This is a genomic window from Streptomyces sp. NPDC048191 (genome assembly GCF_040652655.1).
Taxonomy (GTDB): domain Bacteria; phylum Actinomycetota; class Actinomycetes; order Streptomycetales; family Streptomycetaceae; genus Streptomyces.
The window spans coordinates 297,422-314,759 of sequence record NZ_JBEZMO010000006.1; the positions used below are offsets into that span (position 1 = coordinate 297,422).

Below are 17,338 nucleotides of genomic sequence, written 5' to 3' on the forward strand. Positions count from 1 at the left end.
CGTGTTCGACACAGTGCTGGTCGCCAACCGGGGCGAGATCGCCGTACGCGTCATCCGTACGCTCCGCTCGCTGGGCGTGCGCTCGGTGGCGGTCTTCTCCGACGCCGACGCCGACGCGCGGCACGTCCGGGAGGCCGACACGGCGGTACGGATCGGGCCGGCGCCGGCCGCCGAGAGCTATCTGTCGGTGGAGCGGCTGCTTCAGGCCGCCGCCCGCACCGGTGCCCAGGCCGTCCACCCGGGATACGGCTTCCTCGCCGAGAACGCGGGCTTCGCGCGCGCGTGCGAGGAGGCGGGACTGGTGTTCATCGGCCCGCCGGCGGACGCGATCGCCCTGATGGGCGACAAGATCCGCGCCAAGGAGACGGTGGAGGCGGCCGGGGTGCCGGTCGTGCCCGGCGGACGCGACCCCGAACTGGCCGAGGCCGCCCGCGCGTTGGGCGCCCCGGTGCTGCTGAAGCCGTCGGCCGGCGGTGGCGGCAAGGGCATGCGGCTGGTGCGGGACATGGCGGTCCTGGAGGAGGAGATCGCCGCCGCCCGCCGTGAGGCCCGCGCCTCCTTCGGCGACGACACGCTCCTGGTGGAGCGGTGGATCGACCGGCCCCGGCACATCGAGATCCAGGTGCTGGCGGACGGCCACGGGAACGTGGTCCACCTCGGCGAGCGCGAGTGCTCGCTCCAGCGGCGCCACCAGAAGATCATCGAGGAGGCGCCCAGCGTGCTCCTCGACGAGGCCACGCGCGCGGCGATGGGCGAGGCCGCCGTGCAGGCCGCGCGCAGCTGCGGGTACCGGGGCGCCGGCACGGTGGAGTTCATCGTGCCGGGCGGGGACCCGTCGCAGTACTACTTCATGGAGATGAACACCCGGCTCCAGGTGGAGCACCCGGTCACCGAACTCGTCACCGGCCTGGACCTGGTGGAGTGGCAGCTGCGGGTCGCGGCCGGGGAGAAGCTCGGCTTCGCGCAGGAGGACGTGACGCTCACCGGGCACGCGGTCGAGGCCCGCATCTGCGCCGAGGACCCCGCCCGCGGGTTCCTCCCCTCCGGCGGCACCGTCCTGCTGCTGAACGAGCCGCACGGCGACGGCGTGCGCACCGACTCGGGGCTCAGCGAGGGCACCGAGGTGGGCAGCCTGTACGACCCGATGCTGTCCAAGGTGATCGCATACGGTCCCGACCGCGAGACGGTGCTCAGGAAGCTCCGGGCGGCCCTCGCGGAGACGGTCACGCTGGGCGTGCAGACCAACGCGGGCTTCCTGCGCCGGCTGCTGGCCCATCAGGCGGTGACGGCGGGTGAGCTGGACACCGGGCTGGTGGAGCGCGAGGTGGACGGGCTCGTGCCGGACGCGGTGCCGGCCGAGGTCTACGCCGCCGCGGCGCTGCTGCGGCAGGCCACGCTCGCGCCCGCCGGCGGCTCCGGCTGGGCGAACCCGTTCGCCGCCGCCGACGGCTGGCGGCTGGGCGGGACACGGGCCTGGACGCCGCACCACCTGCGGGTGCCGGGGCACGAGCCGGTGACCGTGCGCGTGCGCAGCACACCGGACGGCGCCACCGAGCTGCTGCTGCCCGGGGCGGACACGCCGCTTCGGGGGCCCGGGGGCGTGTCCTCGCGGCCCGGCGCACAGGACCGGTTCAGCTTCGTGCTGGACGGCGTCTGCCACACCTTCGCGACCGGTCCGGACGGCACCTGGCTCGGCCGCGACGGCGACGCCTGGCAGGTGCGCGACCACGACCCGGTGGCCGCGTCCCTCAGCAGGTCCGGGCACGCCGGCGCCGACTCCCTCACCGCGCCCATGCCCGGCACGGTGACCGTGGTCAAGGTCGCCGTCGGCGACGAGGTGACGGCCGGGCAGAGCCTGCTGGTGGTGGAGGCGATGAAGATGGAGCACGTCATCTCCGCCCCGCACGCCGGCACGGTCGCCGAGCTGGACGTGACCCCGGGCACGACGGTCGCCATGGACCAGGTGCTCGCGGTGATCGCCCCGCACGACGAGGAAGGGGAGGTGGCCCCGTGACCGCCGAGCAACTGCCCATGACCGTACCGGCGCCCGGTCTGCCCGCACGGGTGCGGATCCACGAGGTCGGCGCGCGCGACGGGCTGCAGAACGAGAAGCGGACCGTACCGACCGAGGTCAAGGCGGAGTTCATCCGCCGGCTGGCCGACGCGGGCCTGACGACCATCGAGGCGACGAGCTTCGTGCACCCCGAGTGGGTTCCCCAACTCGCCGACGCGGAGCGGCTGTTCCGGACGGTCAGCGGCCTTCCGGGCGTGGCGCTCCCGGTGCTCGTGCCCAACCGGCGCGGCCTGGAGCGGGCGCTGGCGCTCGGGGCGGACCGGATCGCCGTCTTCGCCAGCGCCACCGAGTCCTTCGCGAAGGCCAACCTCAACCGCACGCTGGACGAGTCGCTCGCCGTGTTCGAGCCGGTGGTGCGGCAGGCGAAGGACCAGGGCGTGCACGTGCGCGGCTATGTGTCCATGTGCTTCGGCGACCCGTGGGAGGGGGCCGTCCCGCTGCACCAGGTGGCCCGCGTCTGCACGGCCCTACGGGACATGGGCTGCGACGAGCTGAGCCTCGGCGACACGATCGGCGTGGCCACCCCCGGCCATGTGCTCGAACTGCTCAGCCTGCTCAACGAGCGGCACGTGCCGACGGACGTGATCGGCGTCCACTTCCACGACACCTACGGCCAGGCGCTCGCCAACACCCTGGCCGCCCTCCAGCACGGCGTCACCACCGTGGACGCCTCGGCCGGCGGGCTCGGCGGCTGCCCGTACGCGAAGTCCGCCACCGGCAACCTCGCCACCGAGGACCTCGTCTGGATGCTGCACGGCCTCGGCATCGAGACCGGGGTCGACCTCGGCCGTCTCACCGCCACAAGCGTGTGGATGGCCGCCCACCTGGACCGGCCCAGCCCGTCCCGTACCGTCCGCGCACTCGGTAAAACCCACAAGGACCAGTGATCAGCATGGACCACCGTCTCAGCCCCGAGCTCGAGGAACTCCGCCGTACGGTGGAGCAGTTCGCGCACGACGTCGTGGCGCCGAAGATCGGCGACTTCTACGAGCGCCACGAGTTCCCGTACGAGATCGTCCGTGAGATGGGCCGCATGGGCCTGTTCGGGCTGCCGTTCCCGGAGGAGTACGGCGGCATGGGCGGCGACTACCTGGCGCTCGGCATCGCCCTGGAGGAACTGGCCCGGGTGGACTCGTCGGTGGCGATCACCCTGGAGGCCGGGGTCTCGCTGGGCGCGATGCCGGTCCATCTGTTCGGCACGGAGGAGCAGAAGCGCACCTGGCTGCCCCGGCTGTGCTCGGGCGAGATCCTGGGCGCGTTCGGGCTGACCGAGCCGGACGGCGGCAGCGACGCCGGGGCCACCCGGACGACGGCCCGGCTGGACCCCGACACCGACGAATGGGTCATCAACGGCGCGAAGTGCTTCATCACCAACTCCGGCACGGACATCACCGGGTTGGTGACGGTCACGGCCGTCACCGGTCGCAAGCCGGACGGCCGGCCGCGGATCTCGGCGATCATCGTCCCGTCCGGCACCCCCGGCTTCACGGTCGCCGCGCCCTACTCGAAGGTCGGCTGGAACGCCTCCGACACCCGTGAACTGTCCTTCCAGGACGTGCGGGTGCCGGCCGCGAACCTGCTCGGCGAGGAGGGCCGCGGTTACGCCCAGTTCCTGCGCATCCTGGACGAGGGCCGGATCGCCATCGCGGCCCTCGGCACCGGCCTGGCCCAGGGCTGTGTCGACGAGTCGGTGAAGTACGCGAAGGAGCGCCACGCCTTCGGCCGGCCGATCGGCGCCAACCAGGCCATCCAGTTCAAGATCGCCGACATGGAGATGAAGGCCCACACGGCCCGCCTCGCCTGGCGGGACGCGGCCTCCCGGCTGGTCGCGGGCGAGCCCTTCAAGAAGGAGGCGGCGCTGGCCAAGCTGTACTCCTCGACGATCGCCGTGGACAACGCCCGCGACGCCACGCAGATCCACGGCGGCTACGGCTTCATGAACGAGTACCCGGTGGCCCGGATGTGGCGCGACTCCAAGATCCTGGAGATCGGCGAGGGCACGAGCGAGGTCCAGCGGATGCTGATCGCCCGGGAGCTGGGCCTGGCGGGCTGAGCTCCGCCCCCTCGTACGCCTCCGGCCCCGCGCGTGGCACGTGCGGGGCCGGAGGCGTGTTCCGTGCGGCTCAGCGCGCCGCGCGCAGTTCGGCGTACAGCTCCGGCCCCGTCCAGGTGCGCGGCGCGGTCTCCGCCTCGTGCACCAGGGCGGCGAGACGGGCGTTGACGGGTGCGCCGCGTCCGTGGGCGGCGGCGAGGGTGACGATCTCGCCCTGCAGGGAGTCGATCTCGGTGGGCCTTCCGCGCTGCAGGTCCTCCCACATCGAGGAGCGCGCGTGGGCGTCGATCCGCAGGGACGCTGCCGCCACCCGGCGGAAGAGGGCGTCGGGCAGCCCCATCACGTACGGGGTGACGCCGGGCGCGGTGGGGCCGAGGCGGGCGGGGGTGATCCCGGCGGCCCGGTAGACGGCGAGGGCCTCGCGCTGGCACAGGGCGAGGCAGCGGCGGTAGTCCCGACCGCCGAGCTGGTCGCGCAGCGGCAGCCCGGAGAGGGCGTTGATCGCGTTGTTGAGGTTCATCAGCAGCTTGGCGTGCTGCACCTCGGGCATGTCGGTGCGGGCCTCCACGGCCAGTCCCGCCTCGCGGAAGGCGGCGAGGAGCGTGTCGTCGGGCTCGGTCATCAGCCTGCCCGGCATGCCCTGGTGCACGGTGCCCGGCTCGGACTGCACCACGTTGTAGGGCACCATCCCGGCCAGCACGGTGTGGCCGGGGAGCGCGGCGCGCAGGGTGGCGGGATTGTGCAGCCCGTTCTGGAAGCTGACCACGACGGCGCCGGGGGCGAGATGGGCGGCGAGGTCCTTGGCGGCGGCCTCGGTGCCGGCGCTCTTCACGGTGACCAGCACATGGCCGGCGCCGGCCGCGGCCTCGGCGCCGGTGGCCAGGGTCAGCCGGTCCGGCGTGAGGCGGACGGGGGGCCGGACGGAGGTGCTGAGGGTGAGCCCCCGCTCGCGCAGCACCTCCATGGCCGCGGGCCGGCCGATGAACGCCACGTCGAAACCGGCGGCGACGAGGTGGCCGCCGAGATGGCAGCCGATGCTGCCGGCACCGAGAACGGCGAAGCGGGGCTTGGGCATGGGTGACTCCTGCTCAGGGGCGGGGTGTGCAAGGGCCAGCCTGGCCCAGGGGGATGACGGCTGACCAGGCCCCGGCGCGTTCCGCACCCCGCGGGAGGACGGGACGCACACCCACCCCTGGACAACAAGCAAGGTTAGGCTAACCTACCTTCGAACCTGTCCGGCGGGCGCTCCGCCCCGTTCGAAAGCAGTCGTACCCATGCCCCTTGCCCGTGCCACCCACCTCACTCGTCGCGGCCTCCTCGCCGCGGGCGGCGCCGTCGGACTCGGTGCCGCGCTCGCCGCCTGCGGGGACGACAAGGGCAAAGACGGTGGCTCCGGCAAGGGCACGGCAGCCGCCGGGTCCGGCCCCTGGTCCTTCGAGGACGACCGCGGCACGACCGTGCGGCTGGCCAAGGCCCCCGCGAACATCGTCGCCTTCACCGGCGTCGGCGCCGCGCTCCACGACTACGGCATCGAGGTCAAGGGCGTGTTCGGCCCGACGACGACCAAGGGCGGCAAGCCCGATGTGCAGGCCGGCGACATGGACCTCAGCAAGGTGACGGTCCTCGGCAACACCTGGGGGCAGTTCAACATCGAGAAGTACGCCTCGCTCGCGCCGGACGTGCTGATCACCACGATGTTCGACGGCGCCGGCACGCTCTGGTACGTCCCCGAGGAGTCGAAGAAGAAGATCGCCCAGCTGGCCCCCAGCGTCGGGATCTCCGTCTACGACCGTCAGCTCACCGAGCCGCTGCAGCGGATGTGGGAGCTGGCCGAGTCGCTGGGCGCGGACATGAAGGCCGCGAAGGTGGCCGGCGCCAGGAAGCGGTTCGAGACCGCGGCCGCCCGACTGCGCGCCGCGGCCAAGGCCAAGCCCGGTCTCAAGGTGATGGCCGGCAGCGCGAGCGACCAGCTGTTCTACGTCTCCGGCACCAACCTCTCCGTCGACCTGGAGTACTTCAAGGCCCTCGGCGTGAACTTCGTGGAGCCGCCGGAGAGCGCAAAGAAGCAGGGCGGCGGCTGGTACGAGTCGCTGAGCTGGGAGAACGTCGACAAGTACCGGGCCGACATCATCATGATGGACGACCGCTCGTCGGCCATCCAGCCGGCCGGCATCACCAAGCCGACCTGGAGGAAACTCCCCGCGGTGAGGGCGGGCCAGGTCATCGCCCGCTCTCCGGAGCCGATCCTCTCGTACGACAAGTGCGTGCCGCTGCTCACGAGCCTGGCGGAGGCCCTGGAGAAGGCCGAGAAGGTCAGCTGACAACCCACCTGACGTGACATCAGGAGTCCACCATGACGACGGCCGTAGCCGCCCCGTTCCGATTCTTCTCCCTGCAGGTCGTACGGACGAGGCGGCTGGGGCCGTCTCTGGTCCGCGTCACCTTCGGCGGGACGGCCCTGCACGCCTTCCACTCCGAGGGCCGGGACCAGTCCCTGTCCCTGTTCCTGCCGCACCCGGGCCAGAGCGAGCCCGTCGTCCCACTGGAACTGGACGACAACTGGTGGCAGGGGTGGCGTGAACTGCCGGAGGACGTACGGGCGGTGATGCGGTCGTACACCCTGCGCGCCCTGCGCCGGGACCCCGACGAGGTCGACATCGATTTCGTCCTGCACACTCCCGCCGGCCCCGCCTCCCGCTGGGCCTCCCGCGCCGTCACCGGTGACCGGGTACTGGTGCTCGGACCGGCCGTTGCCGACAACCGCGCCATCCGCTTCCGCCCGCCCGGGGACACCGACCTCGTCGTCCTGTGGGGCGACGAGAGCGCCGTACCGGCCGCGACCGCTGTGCTCGAGTCCCTGCCCGCCGGCACCCGCGTCCGCGCCTGGCTGGAGGTGCCGCACGCCGGTGACGTCCAGGACGTGCGCACGGAGGCGGACGCGGAGATCACGTGGCTCGTACGGCACGACGGGTCCCCCATGGCCGTCGACGCCGTACGGGCCGCCCGGCTCCCCCGCGCCGAGCGGCCGTACGTGTGGATCGCCGGCGAGTCCGGCCACGTCAAGGCACTGCGGCGGCACTTCGTCGGTGAGCGCGGGGTCGACCGACGGCGCGTGACCTTCGTCGGGTACTGGCGGCAGGGGATGACCGAGGAACAGCTGCGGGCCGCCGGGTAACTCCCCCGGGCATGACACCGGTCACGGCGAGGCATGCCTTGATCCAAAAAACTTAGGTTAGGCTAACCTAAATTAAACCCCCGCACGGACTGTCCCCTCGGAGGACCCCCACATGCGCTCGCACCTGCTCAATGGCCTCACCGCGGAGCACTACCGAAGCTCCGTGACCGAAGGAGTCGAGCGGGTGGCGGCCAAACTCGCCACCACCGACCGTCCGTTCACCGGCGTCACCGTCGACGCCCTCGCTCCCCGCATCGACACGATCGACCTCGACCGGCCGCTCGGCGACACCGCCGCCGTGCTCGACGAGCTGGAGGACGTCTACCTCCGGGACGCGGTCTACTTCCACCACCCCCGCTACCTCGCCCACCTCAACTGCCCCGTCGTCATCCCGGCGGTGCTCGGCGAGGCCGTGCTCTCCGCGGTCAACTCCTCCCTCGACACCTGGGACCAGTCGGCCGGCGGCACCCTCATCGAGCGCCGGCTCGTCGACTGGACGGCCCGCCGGATCGGCCTCGGGCCCGCCGCCGACGGCGTGTTCACCTCCGGCGGCAGCCAGTCCAACCTGCAGGCGCTGCTGCTCGCGCGGGAGGAGTCCAAGACCGACTCGCCGGCCGCCCTGCGGATCTTCGCCTCCGAGGTGAGCCACTTCAGCGTCAGGAAGTCCGCGAAACTGCTCGGGCTCGCCCCCGACTCCGTCGTCTCCGTCCCCGTCGACCACGACAAACGCCTGCAGACCGTCGCCCTCGCCCACGAGCTGGAGCGCTGCCGGCGCGACGGGCTGGTCCCCATGGCCGTCGTCGCCACGGCCGGAACCACCGACTTCGGCTCCATCGACCCGCTTCCGGAGATCGCCGAGCTGTGCGCGCAGTACGGCGTGTGGATGCACGTCGACGCGGCCTACGGCTGCGGGCTGCTCGCCTCCCTCAAGTACCGGGACCGCCTCGACGGCATCGAGCGCGCCGACTCGGTCACCGTCGACTACCACAAGTCCTTCTTCCAGCCGGTGAGTTCGTCCGCCGTGCTGGTGAAGGACGCGGCGACCCTACGGCACGCCACCTACCACGCGGACTACCTCAACCCGCGCCGCATGGTGCAGGAACGCATCCCCAACCAGGTCGACAAGTCCCTGCAGACCACCCGCCGCTTCGACGCCCTCAAGCTGTGGCTGACGCTGCGGGTGATGGGCGCGGACGGCATCGGCGAACTCTTCGACGAGGTCTGCGACCTGGCCGCGGAGGGCTGGAAGCTGCTCGCCGCCGACCCCCGCTACGACGTCGTCGTCGCCCCCGCCCTGTCCACCCTGGTCTTCCGCTACATCCCGGCGGCCGTCACCGACCCGGCCGAGATCGACCGCGCCAACCTGTACGCCCGCAAGGCCCTGTTCGCCTCCGGTGACGCCGTGGTCGCGGGCACCAAGGTCGGCGGCCGCCACTACCTGAAGTTCACCCTGCTCAACCCCGAGACCACGCCCGCCGACATCGCCGCCGTCCTCGACCTGATCGCCGGCCATGCCGAGCAGTACCTGGGAGAGTCCCTTGACCGCGCTTCCTGAAGCCAGCCGCATCCATGACTTCGTGGGGATCGGGCTCGGCCCCTTCAACCTCGGCCTGGCCTGCCTCACCGAACCCATCGACGGGCTCGACGGCGTCTTCCTCGACTCCAAGCCCCACTTCGAGTGGCACTCCGGCATGTTCCTGGACGGCGCCCACCTGCAGACCCCGTTCATGTCGGACCTGGTCACCCTCGCCGACCCCACCTCGCCGTACTCCTTCCTCAACTACCTGAAGGAGAAGGGCAGGCTGTACCCGTTCTACATCCGTGAGAACTTCTACCCGCTGCGGGTCGAGTACGACGACTACTGCCGCTGGGCGGCGGGCAGGCTGAGCAGCGTCCGCTTCGGCACGACGGTCACCGAGGTGACGTACGAGGACGGGCTGTACGTCGTCCGCACCGAGGGCGGGGAGCGGTTTCGGGGCCGGCACCTGGTCCTCGGCACCGGAACGGTCCCCTTCGTGCCGGAGGCCTGCCGGGCGCTCGGCGGTGACGTCGTGCACAACTCCCAGTACCTGCACCGCAAGGCGGAGCTGCAGGCGAAGAAGTCGATCACGATCGTCGGCAGCGGCCAGAGCGCGGCCGAGATCTACCACGAGCTGCTCTCCGAGATCGACGTCCACGGCTACCAGCTCAACTGGGTCACCCGCTCCCCCCGGTTCTTCCCCCTCGAATACACCAAGCTGACGCTGGAGATGACGTCCCCGGACTACATCGACTACTTCCGCGCGCTGCCCGAGGAGACCCGCTACCGGCTGGAGAAGCAGCAGAAGGGCCTGTTCAAGGGCATCAACTCGGATCTGATCGACTCGATCTTCGATCTGCTCTACCAGAAGGACGTCGAGAGCGGCGACCGCCCGCTCCCCACCCGGCTGCTCACCAACTCCACGCTGAGAACCGCCCGTTACGACGCCGACGGCGGTTACACCCTGGGCTTCCGCCAGGACGAGCAGGGCAAGGACTTCGAGATCGGCACGGAGGGCCTGCTGCTGGCCACCGGCTACCACTACGAGCCGCCGGCCTTCCTCGCCCCCATCCGGGACCGCCTCCGCTTCGACGGCCACGGCCGCTTCGACGTCGCCCGCAACTACGCCGTCGACATCACCGGCCGCGGTGTCTTCCTCCAGAACGCCGGCGTCCACACCCACAGCATCACCAGTCCCGACCTGGGCATGGGTGCGTACCGCAACTCGTACATCATCCGCGAGCTGCTCGGCACCGAGTACTACCCGGTCGAGAAGACGATCGCCTTCCAGGAGTTCGCAGTATGACGTTCACCTTCCGCCCCGTCGACCCGCTGCAGGACGGCGAACTCCTGCACTCCTGGATCACCCACCCCAAGGCGGCGTTCTGGATGATGCAGGACGCGAAGCAGGAGGACGTCGAGCGCGCGTACCTGGAGATCGCGGCGGACGAGCACCATCACGCGCTGCTCGGGCTGCGCGCGGGCAGGCCCGTCTTCCTGATGGAGAAGTACGATCCCGCACACCGGGAACTGGTCGGCCTGTACGCACCGCGGCCGGGCGATGTCGGCATGCACTTCCTCACCCCGCCGACCGACACGCCCGTGCACGGCTTCACCAGGTCCGTGATCACGGCCGTACTGGCCCACCTCTTCGAGGACCCCTCGGTGCAGCGGGTCGTCGTCGAGCCGGATGTGCGCAACAAGGCCGTGCACGCCCTGAACGAGGCCGTCGGATTTGTGCCCGCGCGGGAGATCCGGAAGCCGGAGAAGAGGGCTCTGCTGAGCTTCTGCTCGCGCGAGGGGTTCGCCGCAGCGACGGGGGTGTCCGCATGACCCTCGTCGACGCCGTGGCCCATCTGTCCCCCGAGCGCTGGGCCACCGCCAACCGCCTGCTGATACGCAAGGCGCTCGCCGAGTTCACCCACGAGCGCCTGCTCACGCCCGAGACCGTCGGCGAGGGACGGTACGTCGTCCGCAGCGACGACGGCCTGACCTCCTACCGCTTCTTTGCCGTCCGGCGCGCCCTCGACCACTGGCAGATCGACGCGGAATCCCTCACCCGGCACCGCGAGGGCAGCGAACTCCCCCTGGCCGCCCTGGACTTCTTCATCGAGCTGAAGGAGTCCCTGGGCCTGGGCGACGAGGTTCTGCCCGTCTACCTGGAGGAGATCTCCTCCACCCTCTCCGGCACCTGCTACAAGCTCACCAGACCCCGTGTCACCTCCGCGGAGCTGGCGGGCAGCGGCTTCCAGGCGATCGAGACCGGGATGACCGAGGGCCACCCCTGCTTCGTCGCGAACAACGGGCGGCTCGGGTTCGGCGTCCACGAGTACCTGTCGTACGCCCCGGAGGCCGCGAGCCCCGTCCGGCTGGTGTGGCTGGCGGCGCACCGCTCGCGAGCGGCGTTCACGGCGGGCGCCGGGATCGAGTACGAGTCGTTCCTGCGGGAGGAACTGGGCGAGCGGACACTGATCCGTTTCCGCACCACGCTCACCGACCAGGGCCTGGATCCCGCCGACTACCTCCTCATCCCCGTCCACCCCTGGCAGTGGTGGAACAAGCTCTCCGTCACCTTCGCCGCCGAGGTGGCCCGCCGGCACCTGGTCTGCCTCGGCGAGGGCGACGACGAGTACCTGGCCCAGCAGTCCATCCGGACCTTCTTCAACACGTCCCACCCCGAGAAGCACTATGTGAAGACGGCCCTCTCGGTCCTCAACATGGGCTTCATGCGCGGGCTCTCCGCCGCCTACATGGAGGCGACCCCGGCGATCAACGACTGGCTGGCCCAGCTCATCGAGAACGACCCGGTGCTGAAGTCGGCCGGCCTCACGATCATCCGGGAACGGGCGGCCGTCGGCTACCGGCACCTGGAGTACGAGCGGGCCACCGACCGCCACTCGCCGTACCGCAAGATGCTGGCCGCGCTGTGGCGGGAGAGCCCGGTGCCCTCCCTCCGGGACGGCGAGTCCCTGGCCACCATGGCCTCACTGCTGCACGTGGACCATGAGGGCTCCTCCTTCGCCGGCGCGCTGATCGCCCGCTCGGGCCTGACGCCCACCCGGTGGCTGCGGCACTACCTGCGGGCGTACTACACCCCGCTCCTGCACAGCTTCTACGCCTACGACCTGGTGTTCATGCCGCACGGCGAGAACGTGATCCTGGTGCTGGAGGACGGTGTGGTGCGGCGGGCGGTCTTCAAGGACATCGCCGAGGAGATCGCGGTGATGGACCCCCACGCCGTCCTGCCACCGGAGGTCGCACGCATCCGCGTCGACGTCCCCGAGGACAAGAAACTCCTCTCCGTCTTCACGGACGTCTTCGATTGCTTCTTCCGCTTCCTCGCCGCGAACCTCGCCACCGAGGGAATCCTGGCGGAGGACACCTTCTGGCGTACGGTCGCGGAGGTCACCCACGAGTACCAGGAGGCGAACCCCGGCCTGGCCGACCGGTTCCGCCAGTACGACGTCTTCGCCCCCGAGTTCGCCCTGTCCTGCCTGAACCGCCTCCAGCTGCGCAACAACAAGCAGATGGTGGACCTCACCGACCCGTCCGGCGCACTCCAGCTGGTGGGCACGCTGAAGAACCCCATTGCCGGGTTCCCGTCCGGTCCGGTCCGTGAGCGGAGGGACGGAATCTAGCCCACCCACCCCCGCAGCAGTGCCTCACGCTCCGCCCTCCGAGGTGATCCGCCTTCCCAGGCGCGGCCCCACTCCGACATCGCCGCCAGCGTCGTCGCCATCGTCGCGGCGCCGGCCGTGAGCCGGGACAGGAGGGTGCGGGAGAGGTCGGCCTCCGTCTGGGAGTAGCCGACGGCCGCGGCGACGTACGCCGACAACTCGTGCTCGCCGTCGGCCGATTCGACGCACACCGTCATCATCGGCGGTTCCTCGCCGGTCAGGCCGACGCCGCCGCACAGGGCCACGTCCAGCACCATGCCCAGAGCCAGGTCCTTGACCGCGCCGGCCTGCCGCTTCAGGGACTTCACGGGGACGTCCGCCACCGTCAGGGCTCGCACGTCCTCCCACAGGTGGAGGCCGGCCTGTCCGTCCCCGAGGGCCACGACGCCCTCGGGGGTCAGACGGACCCCGGGAGCCAGGCCGGAGGGCTTCGCGCCCACGTACACGTCGCTCCCGGCGATCCAGAACAGTCCCACCATGGCCATGGGTTAACTCACTCCCCCGACGACGGCACCGCCGCCGTGTGACACACCAAACGATCAAGTCGTCCCCAGCAACGCGCGAAGAGCCCGGGGAGTTCCCGCCTCGCCACGATGCGGAAGATGCCAGGAAAACGCGGACGGGCCCCCCGGAGTACGGTCCTCCGGGGTGCCCGTCGGCTCAGGCCGGCCGGGTGTGGTCAGCTGGTCGGCCAGGGCACCTGCGGTGACCTGTAGTAGCCGATGCCGAGGGCGTCCCAGCGGGGGGCCTGGGCGGCCAGGCGGAGCCGGTAGCTGCTCCAGTCGTGCGTGGACGCCGGGGACCAGCCCAGTTCGGCCGCGCCCGGGAGGCGTGGGAACGCCATGTACTCGATGTCGGCCGAGGTCTTCAGGGTCTCCGACCACAGGGGCGCCTCCACGCCCTGGATGGCCGAACTCGGTGCTCCGGCAAGGTAGTCGCCGGGGTCCCAGTCGTACGACCGCTGGACCTCGACGTAACCGGCCCACTTCGTGCCCAGCCTGGTGGTGCTGGTGTACTTCATGTCGAGGTAGAGGCGGTCCGCCGGGGACAGGATCAGCCCGGTGCCGTTCTGGGCGGCCTTGACGACCTGGGCCTTCTCCGTGGCGCTGGTGCCGTCCAGGCCCCAGTACTGGGCGAGGGCGCCCTGGGCGGGGTGGGCGCCGGTGAGCTGGTGCCAGCCGATGACCGTCTTGCCGTACTTGGCGACGATCGGCTGCACGCGGTCCATGAACGTCACGTAGTCGGTGTGGCTGGTGGAGTGCGCCTCGTCGCCCCCGATGTGCAGGTAGCGGCCCGGGGTGAGCGCGGCCAGTTCGCGGACGACGTCGTCCGCGAAGTCGTACGTGACCTGCTTCGGCGCGCACAGCGAGCTGAAGCCGACCTCCGTGCCGGTGTACAGCGGAGGTGCCTGGCCGTCGCAGTTCAGTTCGGCGTAGGAGGCGAGGGCCGCGTTGGTGTGGCCGGGCATGTCGATCTCGGGGACGACCTCCAGATAGCGGGAGGCGGCGTAGGAGACGATGTCCCGGTACTGGGCCTTGGTGTAGTAGCCGCCCTTGCCGCCGCCGACCTCGGTGGAGCCGCCGTAGGTGGCCAGGCGCGGCCAGGAGTCGATGGCGATGCGCCAGCCCTGGTCGTCGCTGAGGTGCAGATGCAGTTCGTTGATCTTGTAGAGGGCCAGCTGGTCGATGTACCGCTTGACCTGGTCGACGCTGAAGAAGTGCCGGGAGACGTCCAGCATGGCGCCCCGGTAGGCGTAGCGGGGGCGGTCCTCGATGGTGCCGCCGGCGATGTGCCAGGGGCCGGGCTGGGCGGTCTTCTTCTCGATGGACGCCGGGAGGAGCTGACGCAGGGTCTGGACGCCGTGGAACAGGCCGGCGGGGGCCGAGGCGGTGATGGTGACGCCGGCCGGGTCGCTGTGCAGCCGGTACCCCTCGGCCCCGAAGTCGCCCTGCTCGAGGTGGAGTTGGATGCCACGGCCGGCCGGGCCGGTGGTGACCGGCAGCGGATAGCCGGTGGAGGGCCGCAGGATCCCGGTGAGATAGGTGCCGATGCGGCGGACCTCGGCGGAGTCGTCGACGCGGACGCGCGTCGCCCAGGTGATGCGGTACGGGGCCGCGCCGGGCCTGACGGAGGCGGGTGCCGGGACCACCCGGTCCAGGGGGGTGGGGGTGGCCGCCCGTGCCGTGGGGGCCGCCCCTAGGGTGAAGACCCCGGCGGCCGCCAGAAGCAGCAGTGATCCGAGGATGCGGGGGGCTCGGGGAGTCGTGCTGTGGTTCCGTCTCACATGCGCTCCCTTCAGAAGTGGTCGAGACCACTCTCCCGCAGATCCGGTGAAACAATCCCCCCATGGCGGAAATCATCCAGAAGGACGGCACCTGGGCCTTCGACGGCGACGCCCTGCGGCTCACTCCGGGCCGGGACAAGAACGTGAGCCTGCTCCGCCGTGAGCTGGGCGAACTCGTCGTGCCCCTGGGAGCGTTGGCCGGTGTCTCCTTCGAGCAGGGGCGGCGGTCCGGGCGGCTGAGGCTGCGGCTGCGCGACGGCGCCGATCCGCTGACGCAGGCCACCGGGGGACGGCTCGCCGAGCCGAACGACCCGTATCAGCTCGCGGTGGAGTCCGACCGGTACGGCGTCGCCGAGTACTTCGCGGACGAGGTGCGCAACGCGCTGCTGCTGGACGGGGTTTCCCCCGACCCGGTCGACGGGTACCTGCTGCCGGGGCCGCCCCTGCCGGTGTCCGCCTCCGCCGGGGACGGCGCGGCGGGCTTCGACGGGGAGCGGGTGCGGCTGGAGTGGAACTGGAAGACGGAGGACGCCAAGGCCGCCACCGGCCCCCGCACGATCCTCCTCGCGGACGTCCTCGGCGTGGAGTGGCAGCCGGCGGCCGGCCTGGAGAACGGCCATCTGCGGTTCCTGGTGCGCGGCGCCCCGGTGACGACACCACCCAAGTACGACCCGAACGCCGTGGAGCTGTGGGGCTTCAAGAAGGATCCGCTGATGGCGCTGGTCGCCGCCGCCGTACAGGCGCGGCTGCCACATCCGGCGGCGGAGGGCACGGACGCGCCGAAGGCCCCGCCGGTGCTCCACAAGGCGCCCGCCGGGGACGACGACCACGACGCGCTGCTGCGCCGCCTGCGCGAGCTGGGGGACCTGCACCGCGACGGCGTGCTCACCGACGAGGAGTTCACCCTGGCCAAGCAGGCGGTCCTCAAGCGGATCTGAGGACCGCCGGCCCGGACCCGGTGACCTACTTCGCCGTGCGGGACACCGTGAAGTGGTCGATGCGGTCGCCGGTCTCGGCGATGCCCGACACCGTCAGGGTGGTCTGGCGGCCCTTCGGCGCGGGGGTGACGTCCACGCGCAGGAAGGAGTAGTTGAGGTAGCGGACGCGGGACCAGGTGACGGTCTCGTCGACCTTGCCGTCCTTGGTGTTGATGAAGGACGCGACCGAGTCGACCTCGTGCTCGTGGCCCTCGTAGGAGTCCGGGGCGCTGAACGCGTACAGGCTGCGGCCCGCCGCACCGGCGGTGACGTAGACCACGCCCTCGGTCTCGGGGTAGGCGGTGCCGCCGATCGGGAGCTTCTTGGTGACGGCACCCGCCTTGATCACGTCGGTGCGCTCGTACTGGTGGTTGTGGCCGTTGATGACCAGGTCCACCTGGTACTTCTCGAACAACGGCACCCACTCCTGGCGCACGCCCCCCTCCGAGGCGTGCGCGGTGGAGGTGCAGTAGGCGCAGTGGTGGAAGAACACGACGACGAAGTCGATGTCGTCGCGGGCCCGGAACCCCTTCAGCTGGGCCTCGAACCACTTGGTCTGGGTTCCACCGGAAATGCCCAGGTTCGCCGGGATCTCGAAGGAGACGTCGTTCGGGTCCAGCGAGACGACCGCGGTGTTGCCGTACACGAAGGAGTAGACACCGGGCAGGTTCTTCGCGTCCGGGCCGTTGTCCGGGAGGGTCCAGCGGGCCTCCTCGCCGCCGTAGCCGTTGGGCGAGTACCAGGCCTCCATGTCGTGATTGCCGTAACTGACCATCCACGGGATCTGCTTGGCGACCGACTCGGTCTGGTACAGGAACTGGTCCCAGGTGCGCGAGTCGAAGCCCGCGTCGGTGGACTTGCCCTGGCCTGCCGGGTCGCCGTACGCGATGTCACCCGCGTGCAGGTGGAAGGACGGGTTCTGGCCGAGGATCAGGCTGTCGTTGGCCAGCGCGTGGTAGCTGACACCCTGGTCGCCGAAGGCGGTGAAGGTGAAGGGCGCCTTGTGGGCGGGGGCGGTGGTGAAGGTGCCCAGGGTGCCCAGCAGGTGCGGCTCGGCCGGGTCGAAGCCCTCGTGGCCGACGCCGTAGTAGTAGGTCCTGCCCGGGCGCAGGTGGGTGAGCCGGGCGTGCAGGTAGTACTGCGTGTGGTCGCCGCTCGCACCGACGCCGGCCGGGGTATAGAGGCTGCGGACCTCGGCGTCGATCCTGCGGGAGAGGTCGCAGGGGTGGGCGCCGATACGGATGAACGGCTTCTTCACGGCGACCGGGACCTGCCAGGAGACGGTCATCTCCGTGCGCGGGTCGCTGCCGTAGGCGAGGTGGCGGCCGAAGGGGGCGACGAGGGCACCGTCGACGGTCTCGGTGGCGGGCGCGGTGCGCTGGGTGGGCACGGCCGCCTGTGCGGTGGCGCCCGTCACGAACGCGCCACCCGCGACGGCGCCCAGTGTGACGGCGCCGCCCCTGATCATGGTGCGCCGTGAGAATCTGGCGCGCAGGTACTCGTGCTGCTCGGCCATGCTCATGCGCTCGGCCAGCTTGTCCGGTACTCCCATACGAGGAATGTCCATGGCGTCTGAAAA

The 17,338-nt window shown here is 71.0% G+C and carries 14 protein-coding genes; 10 read left to right on the top strand and 4 right to left on the bottom strand.

The window, feature by feature from the left end; all coding sequences use genetic code 11:
* The first annotated feature begins 1 nt into the window (after position 1).
* Genes AB0D93_RS13500 through AB0D93_RS13510 form a run of 3 tightly spaced genes read left to right on the top strand, consistent with a single transcriptional unit; the run spans position 2 to position 4,127 of the window.
* Positions 2–2,014: an acetyl/propionyl/methylcrotonyl-CoA carboxylase subunit alpha gene (locus AB0D93_RS13500; protein WP_362117996.1), complete on the top strand. Its 2,013-nt coding sequence runs from the start codon at positions 2–4 to the stop codon at positions 2,012–2,014.
* Positions 2,011–2,961, top strand: coding sequence for a hydroxymethylglutaryl-CoA lyase (locus AB0D93_RS13505; RefSeq protein ID WP_362117998.1), 951 nt, complete (start codon positions 2,011–2,013; stop codon positions 2,959–2,961). The genes AB0D93_RS13500 and AB0D93_RS13505 overlap by 4 nt, the downstream gene beginning before the upstream one ends.
* Before the next feature lie 5 nt (positions 2,962–2,966).
* Positions 2,967–4,127, top strand: a complete 1,161-nt coding sequence (locus AB0D93_RS13510; protein WP_362118001.1) for an acyl-CoA dehydrogenase family protein — start codon at positions 2,967–2,969, stop codon at positions 4,125–4,127.
* A gap of 70 nt (positions 4,128–4,197) precedes the next feature.
* Here AB0D93_RS13510 and AB0D93_RS13515 read toward each other — a convergent pair whose 3' ends face one another.
* Positions 4,198–5,202, bottom strand: a complete 1,005-nt coding sequence (locus AB0D93_RS13515; RefSeq protein WP_362118004.1) for a 2-dehydropantoate 2-reductase — start codon at positions 5,200–5,202, stop codon at positions 4,198–4,200.
* A gap of 199 nt (positions 5,203–5,401) precedes the next feature.
* Here AB0D93_RS13515 and AB0D93_RS13520 point away from each other — a divergent pair, with 199 nt between their 5' ends.
* The 6 genes from AB0D93_RS13520 (at position 5,402) to AB0D93_RS13545 (ending at position 12,459) form a co-directional block, all read left to right on the top strand.
* Positions 5,402–6,448, top strand: a complete 1,047-nt coding sequence (locus tag AB0D93_RS13520; RefSeq protein WP_362118007.1) for an ABC transporter substrate-binding protein — start codon at positions 5,402–5,404, stop codon at positions 6,446–6,448.
* Between the two features lie 32 nt (positions 6,449–6,480).
* The gene (locus AB0D93_RS13525; RefSeq protein WP_362118010.1) at positions 6,481–7,302 is read left to right on the top strand and encodes a siderophore-interacting protein; all 822 of its coding nucleotides are present in this window, start codon (positions 6,481–6,483) and stop codon (positions 7,300–7,302) included.
* 112 nt (positions 7,303–7,414) lie between these two features.
* The gene (gene desA / locus AB0D93_RS13530; RefSeq protein ID WP_362118013.1) at positions 7,415–8,857 is read left to right on the top strand and encodes a lysine decarboxylase DesA; all 1,443 of its coding nucleotides are present in this window, start codon (positions 7,415–7,417) and stop codon (positions 8,855–8,857) included.
* Positions 8,841–10,127 (top strand): lysine N(6)-hydroxylase/L-ornithine N(5)-oxygenase family protein, encoded by a 1,287-nt coding sequence (locus AB0D93_RS13535; RefSeq protein WP_362118016.1) that lies wholly within the window; start codon positions 8,841–8,843, stop codon positions 10,125–10,127. Before desA ends, AB0D93_RS13535 begins: the two co-directional genes overlap by 17 nt.
* Positions 10,124–10,654 carry a GNAT family N-acetyltransferase gene (locus tag AB0D93_RS13540; RefSeq protein WP_362118019.1) on the top strand — a complete coding sequence of 177 codons (531 nt, stop codon included), beginning with the start codon at positions 10,124–10,126 and terminating at the stop codon, positions 10,652–10,654. Before AB0D93_RS13535 ends, AB0D93_RS13540 begins: the two co-directional genes overlap by 4 nt.
* Positions 10,651–12,459 carry an IucA/IucC family siderophore biosynthesis protein gene (locus tag AB0D93_RS13545; protein WP_362118022.1) on the top strand — a complete coding sequence of 603 codons (1,809 nt, stop codon included), beginning with the start codon at positions 10,651–10,653 and terminating at the stop codon, positions 12,457–12,459. The genes AB0D93_RS13540 and AB0D93_RS13545 overlap by 4 nt, the downstream gene beginning before the upstream one ends.
* Here the strand turns inward: AB0D93_RS13545 and AB0D93_RS13550 are convergent.
* Together AB0D93_RS13550 and AB0D93_RS13555 are read right to left on the bottom strand one after the other, a co-directional pair.
* Positions 12,456–12,983, bottom strand: a complete 528-nt coding sequence (locus AB0D93_RS13550) for a hypothetical protein (protein ID WP_362118025.1) — start codon at positions 12,981–12,983, stop codon at positions 12,456–12,458. The genes AB0D93_RS13545 and AB0D93_RS13550 overlap by 4 nt on opposite strands.
* 194 nt (positions 12,984–13,177) lie before the next feature.
* On the bottom strand, positions 13,178–14,782 hold the full coding sequence (locus tag AB0D93_RS13555) for a beta-N-acetylhexosaminidase (protein WP_362118028.1): 1,605 nt from the start codon (positions 14,780–14,782) through the stop codon (positions 13,178–13,180).
* 62 nt (positions 14,783–14,844) lie between these two features.
* Here AB0D93_RS13555 and AB0D93_RS13560 point away from each other — a divergent pair, with 62 nt between their 5' ends.
* Complete coding sequence (locus AB0D93_RS13560; protein ID WP_362118031.1) at positions 14,845–15,720, top strand: DUF4429 domain-containing protein; 876 nt, start codon at positions 14,845–14,847, stop codon at positions 15,718–15,720.
* Between the two features lie 25 nt (positions 15,721–15,745).
* Here the strand turns inward: AB0D93_RS13560 and AB0D93_RS13565 are convergent, their stop codons facing one another.
* Positions 15,746–17,311, bottom strand: coding sequence for a metallophosphoesterase family protein (locus AB0D93_RS13565; RefSeq protein WP_362118034.1), 1,566 nt, complete (start codon positions 17,309–17,311; stop codon positions 15,746–15,748).
* Positions 17,312–17,338 lie beyond the last annotated feature (27 nt).

What these genes read in the sequence shown, in the direction of transcription:
- AB0D93_RS13510 (WP_362118001.1), top strand. Translation starts at nt 2,967, where the DNA reads ATGGACCACCGTCTCAGCCCCGAGCTCGAGGAACTCCGCCGTACGGTG.
- AB0D93_RS13515 (WP_362118004.1), bottom strand. Translation starts at nt 5,202, where the DNA reads ATGCCCAAGCCCCGCTTCGCCGTTCTCGGTGCCGGCAGCATCGGCTGC.
- AB0D93_RS13520 (WP_362118007.1), top strand. Translation starts at nt 5,402, where the DNA reads ATGCCCCTTGCCCGTGCCACCCACCTCACTCGTCGCGGCCTCCTCGCC.
- AB0D93_RS13525 (WP_362118010.1), top strand. Translation starts at nt 6,481, where the DNA reads ATGACGACGGCCGTAGCCGCCCCGTTCCGATTCTTCTCCCTGCAGGTC.
- desA (WP_362118013.1), top strand. Translation starts at nt 7,415, where the DNA reads ATGCGCTCGCACCTGCTCAATGGCCTCACCGCGGAGCACTACCGAAGC.
- AB0D93_RS13540 (WP_362118019.1), top strand. Translation starts at nt 10,124, where the DNA reads ATGACGTTCACCTTCCGCCCCGTCGACCCGCTGCAGGACGGCGAACTC.
- AB0D93_RS13545 (WP_362118022.1), top strand. Translation starts at nt 10,651, where the DNA reads ATGACCCTCGTCGACGCCGTGGCCCATCTGTCCCCCGAGCGCTGGGCC.
- AB0D93_RS13550 (WP_362118025.1), bottom strand. Translation starts at nt 12,983, where the DNA reads ATGGCCATGGTGGGACTGTTCTGGATCGCCGGGAGCGACGTGTACGTG.
- AB0D93_RS13560 (WP_362118031.1), top strand. Translation starts at nt 14,845, where the DNA reads ATGGCGGAAATCATCCAGAAGGACGGCACCTGGGCCTTCGACGGCGAC.
- AB0D93_RS13565 (WP_362118034.1), bottom strand. Translation starts at nt 17,311, where the DNA reads ATGGGAGTACCGGACAAGCTGGCCGAGCGCATGAGCATGGCCGAGCAG.